The 11,787-nt window shown below is 71.2% G+C and carries 9 protein-coding genes; 8 read left to right on the top strand and 1 reads right to left on the bottom strand.

Annotated features, from left to right (window positions below):
* Positions 1–37 precede the first annotated feature (37 nt).
* The 8 genes from D7Y21_RS15235 (at position 38) to D7Y21_RS43460 (ending at position 11,263) form a co-directional block, all read left to right on the top strand.
* On the top strand, positions 38–580 hold the full coding sequence (locus D7Y21_RS15235; protein ID WP_120622834.1) for a DUF350 domain-containing protein: 543 nt from the start codon (positions 38–40) through the stop codon (positions 578–580).
* Between the two features lie 7 nt (positions 581–587).
* Entirely contained in the window at positions 588–1,460 is an 873-nt protein-coding gene (locus D7Y21_RS15230; protein WP_121714008.1) for a hypothetical protein, read from the top strand.
* Positions 1,461–1,557: 97 nt separating this feature from the next.
* Positions 1,558–2,841 (top strand): chitosanase, encoded by a 1,284-nt coding sequence (locus D7Y21_RS15225; RefSeq protein ID WP_121714006.1) that lies wholly within the window; start codon positions 1,558–1,560, stop codon positions 2,839–2,841.
* Positions 2,842–2,903: 62 nt separating this feature from the next.
* The gene (locus D7Y21_RS15220; RefSeq protein WP_121714004.1) at positions 2,904–4,823 is read left to right on the top strand and encodes an AAA domain-containing protein; all 1,920 of its coding nucleotides are present in this window, start codon (positions 2,904–2,906) and stop codon (positions 4,821–4,823) included.
* Positions 4,824–5,024: 201 nt separating this feature from the next.
* Positions 5,025–5,216, top strand: coding sequence for a hypothetical protein (locus D7Y21_RS15215; RefSeq protein ID WP_120579346.1), 192 nt, complete (start codon positions 5,025–5,027; stop codon positions 5,214–5,216).
* A gap of 54 nt (positions 5,217–5,270) precedes the next feature.
* Positions 5,271–6,170: an alpha/beta fold hydrolase gene (locus D7Y21_RS15210; RefSeq protein ID WP_121714002.1), complete on the top strand. Its 900-nt coding sequence runs from the start codon at positions 5,271–5,273 to the stop codon at positions 6,168–6,170.
* Between the two features lie 237 nt (positions 6,171–6,407).
* Positions 6,408–9,407: a choice-of-anchor D domain-containing protein gene (locus D7Y21_RS15205; RefSeq protein WP_120567380.1), complete on the top strand. Its 3,000-nt coding sequence runs from the start codon at positions 6,408–6,410 to the stop codon at positions 9,405–9,407.
* A gap of 122 nt (positions 9,408–9,529) precedes the next feature.
* Positions 9,530–11,263: a serine/threonine protein kinase gene (locus tag D7Y21_RS43460; RefSeq protein ID WP_304988564.1), complete on the top strand. Its 1,734-nt coding sequence runs from the start codon at positions 9,530–9,532 to the stop codon at positions 11,261–11,263.
* A 21-nt stretch (positions 11,264–11,284) separates the two neighbouring features.
* Here D7Y21_RS43460 and D7Y21_RS15195 read toward each other — a convergent pair.
* A partial coding sequence (locus D7Y21_RS15195; protein ID WP_147469286.1) for a phosphate/phosphite/phosphonate ABC transporter substrate-binding protein occupies positions 11,285–11,787 on the bottom strand: 503 nt, incomplete at its 5' end.

The following is an 11,787-nucleotide window of genomic DNA, read 5'->3' as shown; positions in this document are numbered from 1 at the left end:
GCGAGGGGGACTTCCGCTACAGTCCCCTGCGCGCCCCATGGACCTCACCCTCTTCGTCGTCGGACTCATGAAGGTCGTCCTCGGCGGCCTCGTGGCCGCGCTCGGCATCGGCCTGAGCATGCGCGGTTTGAGCCGCCTCTTGGACAGCCACCCCGTGGAGGAGCTGCGCCAGGGCAACGTCGCCTCCGGGCTGGTGCATGCGACCAGCCTCGTGTCGCTGGGCCTGCTGGTGCAGCACGCGCTGAAGGCCACGGGCGATGCGGTGGACCTGGCGGTGCAGAACCCGCCCGTGTCCGCCCTCTCGGTGCTCCAGTTGCTGGGCCTGGCGCTGGTGCACGTGGCGCTGTCGCTGGCGGTGGGCGTGGCGGTGCTCGCCCTGGGCGTGCGGCTGTTCGACAAGATGACGCCGGGCATCGAGGAGCTGGCGGAGGTGCGCAAGGGCAACATCGCCGCCGCGCTCCTCTTGTGCGCGTTCCTGCTGGTCATCGCGCTGCTCACCGCGCCGGGCCTCCAGGCCGCGCTCAACGGGCTCATCCCCTTCCCGCAGCTGCCCACCGGCGTGCTGCGCGCGCCCGCCTGAAGCCGCCATGGTCGCGCGCTCGTGGAAGACGCTGCTGTCGCTGGTGCTGATGGGCGCGCTCATGGCCTTCGCCAGCTGGGGGCTCGTGGTGAGCCGGAAGGCGGGCCGGCTTCCGGATCCCCCCCAGCCGCGGACGGAAGTCCCCGCGGCGGATCCGCAGGAGGCGATGCGGGACCTGGGCGTGGTGCTGGTGCCGGAGGACACGCCGCCGGAGCGGGCGAAGTCCTATGACTGGCGCGTGGACGGCATGGAGCCCGCCCGTCAGCAACTGGCCTACGGGTTGGGCGAAGCGGTGGAGCGCGGGCTGGAGCAGGCGCACCGCGACTACAGCGTGCGGCTGCGCTACCGCGCCATGGGCCCGGAGCGCTTCACCTACGTGGCGCCGCCGGGCTGCGGCACGGACATGCGCTGCATCTACGCGGAGCTGATGCGCAGCAACGCGGAGCCGGTGCGCGTGCTGGGCGAGCGCTTCGCCACCTCCATCCGCGAGCGCGGCCTGGACGCGGCGCAGGCCACCGAGCTCATCCTCGGCTTCGTGCGCCGCATCCGCTACGAGCTGCCCGGCGACGAGCCCTTCGGCATCGTCCCGCCGGGACTGGTGCCCGCGCAGGACCGGGGCGACTGCGATTCCAAGGCGGTGCTGGCGCTGATGCTGCTGCGGCAGGTGGGCGTGGACGCGGTGATGCTCTATTCGGACGCGCTCGCGCACGCGGCCATCGGCGTGGGGCTGCCCGGCACCGGCACCCGCATCCCCTTCGCGGGGCGCGGGTACCAGTACGCGGAGCTCACCGCCGAAGGCTGGCCGCTGGGGATGATTCCGCCGCAGTACGACAAGCCGCAGCTGTGGCGCGTGCTGCCGCTGCCGGACGTGCAGGGCTGAGCGCCACTGGCGATTCGCCGCGAATACAGCTATTCCTGCTCTATCCGGGATGCTCGCCGCAGGGCGGGCCGTCCCTTACCCAAGCGGGGGCAGGCACATGGCGGATTCGCGGACGTGGATGACGGCGGGGCTGTTGGCGCTGGCCAGCGGCTGTGGCGCACAGGAGGACGCGGTGATGCCGGCCGCGGTGGAGCAGGCGCTGGGCGCGTGCACGCACTCGGTGACGACGAACACGTACAACGGGCCGGACTACTGGGGCACGCTCGTCATCAAGAACACGGGGACGGTGGCCATCGCCAACCCGGTCATCGCGCTCGACGTGCCCTCGGGCGTGACGTGTGACGATGATCAGCCCGGCTGGACGCATACGCAGTCGGGCCGCACGTGCACCTTCACTCGCACGTCGTCGCTGACGGTTGCGGTGAACGCGTCCTACACGTTCAACTACTCCACCAACTCCAACACGTCGTTCACCGCGACCAACGTGAAGGTCCAGTCCGACAGCTGCGGCGGCACGTCCCCTGGCGGTTCCGGCCTCACCGCGAACCAGAAGAAGGTGGCCGAAGGGCTGACGAGCATCTGGGAGAACGACACGCCCACGCTGGACTACGCCTATTCGGAGAACATTTTCGACGGGCGCGGCTACACCAGCGGGCGCGCGGGCTTCTGCACCGGCACGGGCGACGCCATCCAGGTGGTGCAGTGCTACCGGGCCCTGCGCACGGAGGCCAACGGCAACCGCATGGCGAAGTACTGGAACGCGCTCACCGTCATCAACAACCGCTTCCTGTCCACCGGCCAATCCCAGGCGTCCACGGCGGAGCTGGACGCGGTGGGCAACTGGACCTCGGACTGGGCGGCCAGCTTCAACACCGCCGCAACGAAGGCGGACTTCAAGCAGTGCCAGGACCAGGTGAACGACGCGCTCTATTACACGCCCACCATCACCGAGGCCGCGAAGTGGGGCCTCACCCAGGCGCTCACCAAGGCCGCGCTCTACGACGCGTCCATCAACCACGGCTTCGACGGCATGAAGGACCTCATCCGCAAGGCCAACACGGCCCTGGGCAACAGCGGACAGGTGGCGCCGGTGATTGGCTACAACGGCATCACGGAGACGGCCTGGCTCCAGAAGTTCCTGGAGAAGCGCCGCGACGTGCTGGCGGGGGACTCCACCTGGGTGGAGGCGGTGGACCGCGTGGCCGCGTACGAGAAGCAGCGCCGCGTGGGCAACTGGGACCTGGGCACCGCCCTGCGCAACGACGTGCGCGCCCGCGACTGCTGGGGAACCACCTACCCGGCGAGCGGCTACACCGTGCGCAGCATCAACCCGGACGGCACCTGGAGCACGCCGTCCTCGTACACGTATTCCTGTCAGTAGGCAGGACAGTCCGGCACACGGGCCGTGACGGCGGGCGCCCCGGGATGGCATGACCCAGGGCCATGGCCCGTGACGTCTCGTTCTTCGACAAGCTCGCCTCGCTGCTCGCCCAGGAACGCGAGGCCGAGAAGGCCCGCACGACCGCGCTCGCCCAGGGGCTCTCCCTGCGCGAGCGCGAGGAGCAGGGCCTGTCGGTGCTGGACCTGGAGACCGTCGAGGAGGAGGTGGGCCTGGGCGGCCGCATCCTCCTCACGCTCGCCCGCGCGGACCGGGGGAAGCTGCCCACGCGCCTGTCCAACGGCGACTTCGTGGCGGTGCTGCCCCGCCGCGCGGAGGTGAAGGACCCCGCGAAGGCGCTCGTGTCGCGCGCCACCTCCACCCGCATCCAGCTGGCCTTCGACCGCGAGCCGCCCGCCTACCTGTCCGAAGGCCTCCTGCGCCTGGACGTCGTGCCCAACGACGTCACCTACGAGCGCGTGCGCGCGGGCCTCCAGCGCGTGAAGGCGATGGACAAGGGCCAGGAGCGCCACAAGCGCGAGGTGCTGCTGGGCAACGAGCCCCCGCGCTTCGACAACACCAAGGACTTCACCCCCACCCGCCCGCTCAACCCGGAGCAGCAGGACGCCGCGAAGCGCGCGCTCGCCGCGGAGGACTTCTTCCTGGTCCACGGCCCGCCCGGCACCGGCAAGTCCACCGTGCTGGCGGAGGTCGCGGCCCAGGCCGTCGCGCGCGGCGAGCGCCTGTTGTGCACGGCGGCCAGCAACGCCGCGGTGGACCACCTGCTGGAGCTGTGCCTGGAGCAGGGCCTGCGCGCCATCCGCGTGGGCCACCCCGCGCGCGTCGCCGCCCGCTTGCAGGAGCACACGCTGGACATCGTGGTGGAGGAGCACCCGGACCGCGTCGTCAGCCGCGACCTGTTCGACGAAGCCTTCGACCTCTTCGGCTACGCGCGGCGCCAGCGTAACCAGGGCCGCAGCCGCGAGCGCTTCTCCAACGCGCGCTCGTCCACGGCCGAAGCCAAGGACCTGATGGACGAGGCGCGCAAGCTGGAGAAGAAGGCCGTGAAGGCCGTGCTCGCCCGCGCGGACGTGGTGTGCGTGACGCTCGCGAGCCTGGGCTCCGGCGTGCTCGCGGGCGAGGAGTTCGACCGCGCCCTCCTGGATGAAGCCACCCAGGCCACCGAGCCCCTGGCCCTGCTGGGCTTCCTGCGCGCGCCCAAGGTGGTGCTCGCCGGAGACCCGCAGCAGCTGCCGCCCACCGTGCTGTCCCAGGAGGCCTCCAAGGCGGGCCTGGGCACGAGCCTCTTCGAGCGCCTGCTCAAGGACCACGGCGACGACGTGAAGCGCATGCTGCGCGAGCAGTACCGGATGAACGCCGCCATCATGGCCTTCCCCTCCCAGGAGATGTACGGCGGCGAGCTGCGCGCCCACCCGTCCGTGGCGGACCGCACGCTGACCGGGGTGCTCAACACCGGCGCGGAGGTGGACGCACCGCCGGTGCTCTACCTGGACACCGCGGGCAAGGGCTTCGACGAAGAGGTGGAGCCCACCACGCACTCCCTCCTCAACCCGGGCGAGGCCACCTACGTCATCGCCCGCGTGCGCCAGCTGCTGGCCCTGGGCCTGGCGCCGCGCGAGGTCGCCGTCATCGCCCCATACAGCGCCCAGGCCCGCCACCTGCGCGAGGCCCTGGAGGCCGTGCACCCGGAGGTAGAGGTGGACACCGTGGACGCGTTCCAGGGGCGGGAGAAGGACGCCATCCTGGTGAGCATGACCCGCTCCAACAGCGAGGGGCAGCTGGGCTTCCTCAACGACCTGCGCCGCATGAACGTGGCCCTCACCCGCGCCCGCCGGCACCTGTTCGTCGTGGGCGACTCCGCCACCCTCAGCAGCCACCCCTTCTACGCGCGCTTCATCGAAGGAACCCAGACGGACGGCGGCTACCGCTCCGCCTGGGAGTGGCCAGACCCCGCTGAACAATGATTGTCATCCCAACGACTCAGGGCTGCCCCGGGGGACTACGCAAGGAGTGCGACCCGGGCGCCCGAAATTTGTCGCCTCGCTGAACGAATTTTGTCACCTGCTCGGCCGCCGGGCGTGGGAGACGGCCGGAAATCAGGCATTTGGCTCCGTCCGCGAGGTCGGCACGAAGGATGCTTTCCTTTCTGCACACGGAGGGAATGCATGTCTCAAGCGCCTGTGGTGACCAAGGAGAATGACGTCTGGGTGATTCGGATCGACCGGCCCAACGGCAAGACCCAGGAGTACCGCTGCGCCACGGAGAGCCAGGCCCGGCAGCTGGCCATGGTGCTCGGCAAGCCGGACACCGGCGGCCCACCGCGCCCGGCGGCGTCGTCGTCCAGCACCGTCGCGTAGGGTCGCCAGCACCCTGGGGGACGGAGTAAGGCGTAGAGGCACGAGGAGACACCCGTGCCCGCCGCCGCATTCGAATCCCTCACCGTCGACGCAGAAGGGCTGCCGCTGCACGTGCGGCAGCGTGGCCCCCAGGGCGCCCCCGCCGTGCTGATGCTTCACGGGTGGCTGGACCATTCCCACAGCTTTGATCCGCTCTGCGAGCACCTGCCCGAAGCCTGGCGCACGGTGCTGCTCGACTTTCGCGGCATGGGCGAGAGCGGCCACGCGGGCCCCGGCGCCGCGTACCACTTCAGCGACCACCTGCTGGACGTGGAGGCCACCCTGGACGGGCTGGCCCTGCCGCCGGTGCACCTGGTGGGGCACTCGCTGGGCGGCATCGTCGCGCTCGCGTACGCCGCCGCGCGCCCGGAGCGCGTCAAGAGCCTGACCCTCATCGAAAGCCTGGGGCCGTCCGGTGGCCCGCCCACGGGCGCCGTGCAGCGGCTGCGCGGCTTCCTGGACGACACGCGCCGGCCGCCCAACCGCAAGCGCTACCCCACCGTGGAGGCCGCCGCGGAGCGCCTGCGGCAGGCCAACCCCACCCTCTCCCCGGACGCGGCGCTGCTCTTCGCGCGCCATGGCACCCGGCGCACGCCGGAGGGCGACTTCGCCTTCACCTTCGATCCGCGCCACCGCCGCCGCTTCGGCCAGGGCTACGACGAGGCCCAGTGGCTGGCGCTGGAGTCCGCCGTCACCTGCCCCGTGCAGCTGCTGCGCGGCACCGAAGGCCTGTCCCCCGCCCCGGAGCTGCTGGAGGCGCGGCTGGCCGCCCTGCGCACGCTGGCCGCCCCGCCCCGCTTCTTCGAAGGCGGTCACCACGTGCACCTGGAGCAGCCCGCTGGCGTGGCCGCTGCGATCGCGGCCTTCGTCGCCGGAGCCGCTGACGCCCCGGCGCCGGAAGCGTCGGGTTCATGACCTGAAAAGTTGGGGGTGCACCTTGGCAAAGGGTCGGGAAAAACCTTTCACCCTCCAGGGCACCCCTCTTCCCTCCAGCGCTCACTTGGTCGCCGCAGCATCCGCCAAGTCCTTGATTTTCGGTCACTGCTGAGGGGCCTTCACGCGCGGCACGGGTCTTGATTAGGGAGAGCCCGAGATGAATCACGTGTCCCGGGCATCCGTGTGCGTGTGGTGGGGAAGGGTGGGGAGCGGACAATGGTGATGGGGTGGAGGGGTCGGTTCGTCCTGCTGGCGTCTTTGGTGGCAGGGACGATGGCGTGTCACGAGGAGGACCAGACGCGCGGGGTGAAGGCCACGGCGGTGCTGGACGTGGACGCGCTCGACTTCGGCGAGGTGCCGGTGGGCGAGTGGCGTGAGAAGGAGGTCCGCATCCGCAACGTCGGCTACGTGCCCTTCTCCGCGCTGGAGGCGTTGGGGCTGGGCAACAACCCGTCCTACCAGGTGGAGCTGACGGACGGAGGAGGCCGCGTTCCGCCGGGCGAGTCGCACGTCGTCAAGGTGCGCTTCCACCCGCTGGCCGAAGGGCCGGTGGAGGAGACGCTGCGCGTGACGACGGACGCCAACGTGGGCGCCCTGCAGCAGCTGCCCGTGCAGGGCCTGGGCACGCCCACGCGCATCGGCGTCAACCCGCCGGTGCTGGACTACGAGACGCTGGAGGTGGACAGCGACCGCACGCTGGAGGTCACCGTCACCAACCCGGTGGACCTGCCGCTGACGCTGAAGGTGGCGGGCGAGAGCGCGGATCCGTTCACCGCGGACACCATCACCGTGCCGCCCAACAGCACGCAGGTGGTGAAGACGAAGTACCTGCCCCGCGCGCTGGGGCAGATGGGCGCGCGGCTGGAGGTCGTGTCCTGCGAGACGTGCACTCCGTCCGTGGTGGACCTGAAGGGCAACTCCGTGGCGAGCGCCTTCGTGTTCGACCCGGCGCCCGTGCCCTTCGACGAGATTCCGGTGCACGAGCGCACCGAGTCCTTCACCCGCGCGCGCAACATCACCTGGCGCCCGGTGACCATCTCCGCGCTGGCCACCAGCGACCGGGCCTTCTCGCCGCTGTCCAAGCCGGAGGGCGCCACGGTGCAGCCGGGCGAGGTGGTGGAGATGCGCATGGAGTTCGCCGCGCGCTTCTCCGGCCCCAACGTGGGCAACCTCACCGTGGCGTACGCGTCCGACAAGGCGCGTGAGTCGCGCGTGATGCTGGATGCGCGCGGTGGCCGGCCCACGCTGGCGGTGGCCCCGGTGGCGCTGGACTTCGGCGAGCTGCCGGTGGGCGGCAAGGTGGAGCAGGTCATCCGCATCACCAACGCGGGCAGCAATGGCCCCCTCACCTTCACCGGCGTGCGCGCGGACGGCGACGCGGTGCAGTTCAACGTGGCCACGCCCACGCGCGGCACGCAGAACTACCCCTGGAAGGGCGGCACCTGGCCCACGCTGGAGGCCAACGGCCTGCAGATCAACCCGGGCGACGACGCGCTGGAGCTGAAGGTCTACTTCGAGCCCAGGAACGAGGGCACCTTCACCGCCACGCTCTACGTGCAGTCCAACGACCTCTTCACGCCCGAGCGCGCCATCACCCTGACGGGGCGCGCCCGCACGTCCGGCCCCTGCGTGTACGAGCTGTTGCCGCAGCCGTCGCTGGAGTTCGCCAACGTGGTGCCGGGCCGCGGCGCGGTGCTGGGCTTCTACTTCCGCAACCCGGGCCGGGCCGAGTGCGCCATCAAGAACGTGCACCTGTCCAATGACGGCGGCGGCGTGTTCACCATGCCGGGCGGTCCCATCACGGGCGGCGTGGTGCTCTACGACACGGCCTTCAGCTCCATGATTGCCTTCCGCGCGCCCACCACGGGCGGCGAGTTCAACGGCGAGCTGATGCTCACCGTCAACAACCCGGCCCACCCCACGGTGACGCTGCCCATCCACGCGGTGTCCAACCCGTCGTGCCTGGTGGCCACGCCGTCCTTCGTGGACTTCGGGCCCATCCGCTACGACTGCCCGGCGAAGCCGCGCAAGACGTTCCTGTCCAACCGCTGCAGCGAGCCGCTCACCGTGGCGGACGCCATCATCGGCAACGGCACGTCCAAGCAGTTCTCCCTGCTCACGCCGGTGACGTCGCCCATCACGCTCCAGCCCGGCGAGGGCTTCGAGATGGAGGTGGACTACGCCCGCAACGTGCTGGGCCAGCACTACAGCCCGCTGTACTTCCAGACGGACACGGAGGCGAACCGCTTCCTCGTCCCGATGCTGGCGGAGACCAACCACGAAGGCATCCAGGTGGACCGCTTCACGCAGGGCACCGACAGCCAGCTGGACGTGCTCTTCGTCGTCTCCAACACCACCACCATGGAGACGTACCAGCAGCGCCTGCGCAACGCGATTCCCGGGTGGTTGACGCGCGCCAGGGAGCTGAACGTGGATGTGCGCGTGGGTGTCACCAGCACGGGCCTGGTGCAGCGCCCGGGGCTGTGCGGCGGCGGCGCCAACGGCGGTGAGGCCGGCCGGCTCTTCCCGGTGGACGGCAGCCGCGCCCGCGTGGTGTCCGGCAACAGCGCCAACGCGGCGGCCACCATCCAGTCCAACCTCGACGTGGGCCTGTGCCACAACCTGGTGCAGGGCCTGGAGACGATGCGCCAGGGCCTGTCTGCCCCGCTGTCCGACCAGGCCGACGACGTCCGCACCCCGCAGCCCAACGACGGCAACCTGGGCTTCACCCGCGCCGCGGCCCGCATGGCCGTGGTGGTGCTGGCGGACGAGGACGACCACTCCGGCTTCGAACCGGACAGCTACATCCAGTTCCTCCAGACGCTGAAGGGCACGGGCATGTCCCAGCGCAGCAACCTGCACGCGCTCGTCCCCGCCGGGACGTCCTGCTCCACCGCCGGGTCCAGCGCGGATCGCTTCACCTCGGTGGCCCGGGGCACGGGCGGCTCCGTGGGCTCCATCTGCGAGGGGGACTACCGCGGGTTCCTGGACCCCATCATCCAGCAGGCCGGTGAGCCGCAGGCGGACTTCCACCTCACCGCGACGCCGGACGGCACCGCGGAGATGAGCGTGCGCGTGAATGGCCGCACGCTGGGTGCGGACCAGTGGACCTACGACGCGGGCCGCAACGCGGTCATCTTCGCGGCGGGCTCCGTGCCCACCCCGGGCCAGGCCGTGGAGATCCGCTACCGCAGCATCTGCGCCGCGACGCCGTAGCCGGAACAGGTTCGTGACGCAGCGCGGCCGGGCCGGTCCCAGAGGGGGTCGGCCCGGTTCGCGTTTTTGCGGAAGCCCGGGCTTTTGAGATCCGCGCTGACACGGCTATCGTCACGGCCGGAGTGGAAACGTTCGGCCGCTATGAATTGCTGCGCAAGCTGGCCACCGGCGGCATGGGGGCCGTCTATCTGGCCCGGCAGAAGGGACCGGTCGGGTTCCAGAAGCTGCTGGTGGTGAAGCGGCTGTTGCCCCACCTGTCGGAGGACGACGAGTTCCTCCAGATGTTCCTGGACGAGGCGCGCATCGCGGCGCTGCTCAACCACCCCAACATCGCGCAGATCTACGAGATGGGGGACGTGGACGGGCAGTACTACATCGCGATGGAGTACGTGCACGGCGAGCCGCTGGGCTCGCTGGTGCCGCGCGCGTCGGCGCACCCGGGCGGGTTTCCCCTGGGCCTGCGGTGCCGGATCATCGCGGAGGCGGCGGCGGGCCTGGACGCGGCGCACAACGCGCGCAGTCCGTCCGGCCGGAAGCTGTCGCTCATCCACCGGGACGTGTCGCCGCAGAACGTGCTGGTGGGCTTCAACGGTGGCGTGAAGCTCATCGACTTCGGCGTGGCGAAGGCGCAGGGCAAGCTGTCGCAGACGGTGGTGGGCACCATCAAGGGCAAGCACGCGTACATGTCCCCGGAGCAGGCGCGGGGCGAGCCGCTGGATGCGCGCTCGGACGTGTTCGGCCTGGGGACGGTGTTCTACGAGCTCTTGACGGGCGGCCGCCTGTTCAAGCGCGAGACGGAGATGGCCACGCTGAAGGCCGTCGTGGGACACAAGATCGTCCCGCCGTCGGAAGCGGTGCCCGGGATTCCGAAGTCGTTGGATCCCATCGTCTTCAAGGCGCTGGCGCGCAAGCGCGACGACCGCTTCTCCACCGCGGGCGAGCTGCAGCTGGCGCTGGAGGAGTTCCTCCAGCAGGAGAAGCTGCCCGGCACCAGCGCGCACCTGGCGGCGTTCATGCGGGACGTGTACTCGGACGAGCTGGAGGAGGAGCGCTTCGCGGCCGAGCCGACGATGATCTACTTCGACCCGCGCCTGATGGCCCGGCCGGGAAGTGCCGCGCCCGCGAAGGCACCGGCCCCCGGGGCGACGCCGTCCGCGGGCAAGGCGCAGGCCCCGGCGAAGACGCCGCCGCGCGCGCCGGAGCCGTCGGTGAGCCAGTCGTCGACGAAGGCCGCCGCGCGCCCGGAGGACTCCGGCGTGGGACCTGCCGCGGAGCGGACCTCGCGCACGAAGGAGAACTCCGGACTGAGCCGCCCGGAGGCCCGGCCCGTGAGGACGAGGGAGAACACGGGCGTGAGCCTGGCGGACACCCGCCCCCTGCACGACGAGGACGCGGGCCGTCCCACCGCGAAGCACGAGGCCATGCGCGGCGAGGCGCGTGCCTCCACCGGGAAGTTCGATGCCGTGCGCGGCGAGGACGCGGGTCCGGCTCGCGCCTCCACCGCGAAGCATGAGGCCGTGCGCGGCGAGGACGCGGGTCCGGCTCGCGCCTCCACCGCGAAGCATGAGGCCGTGCGCGCGGAGACCGGCCGCTCGTCCACCGCCCAGTTCGGCGCCGTGCGCGCGGAGGGCTCGAAGCCGTCCCGTCCGACCGAGGGCTCCACGGGAAGCCGTTCCGCGGCGAAGGCCGTGAAGGCCACCGGGGACGCGACGGGGAGCCGCTCCGCCGCGAAGGCCGTGCGTGCGTCGGAGGACTCCGTCGGGACCAAGGCGCCCGCGAAGACGGGACGCACCGAAGGCTCCGTGTCCTCCGCCCGGCGCCCCGTGCGCGGCAACGGGCCCGACTCCGACAAGTAGGCTCCAGCCGGAGCCGCGCGCCTACAGGCTCGCCAGGGCCACGCGGTACAGCGCGCGGTAGCCCATGCGCGGCGCCACTTCGAAGCGCTCCGCGTTGAAGATGTCGCGCAGCAGCGCCTGCCCGTCCGGCGTGGACTGCAGCCCCAGGAGCGCCGTCTCCAGCGCGGCCACCAGCGGCGCGGGCAGCCCCATGGCCACCGGCACGCCGTCGTTGGGGGCCTCGTCCGTGTACGCCAGGAGCTCGAACTTCGCGCCCATGCCCCGCCCCAGCACGTCCTCCACGCCCGTGGTGAACGTGAGCCCCGTGGAGGCCGGCGGACAGAAGACGCTCGTCACGTCCGCCCTGCCCTCCAGCACCGCCTCCAGCGCGCCCTGGTATGAGCCCGTGAACTGCTGCGACACGAACGCGCGCGACGGCTCCAGCCCCTGCGTCTTCAGGAACGCGCTGGGCAGGAGGTAGCCCGCCACCGAATCGCGGTCCACCCACGCCGCCTTGGCGCCCTTCAGCTTCTCCAGCGTCAGCC

Origin of the sequence: Corallococcus sp. AB045, from assembly GCF_003668895.1 — a bacterium.
GTDB lineage: Bacteria > Myxococcota > Myxococcia > Myxococcales > Myxococcaceae > Corallococcus > Corallococcus coralloides.
This window is presented reverse-complemented; position numbering and strand designations above follow the sequence as displayed.

Bases quoted from the DNA above. Each gene is read 5' to 3' on its own strand.
- D7Y21_RS15235 (WP_120622834.1), top strand. From the start codon at position 38: ATGGACCTCACCCTCTTCGTCGTCGGACTCATGAAGGTCGTCCTCGGC.
- D7Y21_RS15230 (WP_121714008.1), top strand. From the start codon at position 588: ATGGTCGCGCGCTCGTGGAAGACGCTGCTGTCGCTGGTGCTGATGGGC.
- D7Y21_RS15225 (WP_121714006.1), top strand. From the start codon at position 1,558: ATGGCGGATTCGCGGACGTGGATGACGGCGGGGCTGTTGGCGCTGGCC.
- D7Y21_RS15220 (WP_121714004.1), top strand. From the start codon at position 2,904: ATGGCCCGTGACGTCTCGTTCTTCGACAAGCTCGCCTCGCTGCTCGCC.
- D7Y21_RS15215 (WP_120579346.1), top strand. From the start codon at position 5,025: ATGTCTCAAGCGCCTGTGGTGACCAAGGAGAATGACGTCTGGGTGATT.
- D7Y21_RS15205 (WP_120567380.1), top strand. From the start codon at position 6,408: ATGGTGATGGGGTGGAGGGGTCGGTTCGTCCTGCTGGCGTCTTTGGTG.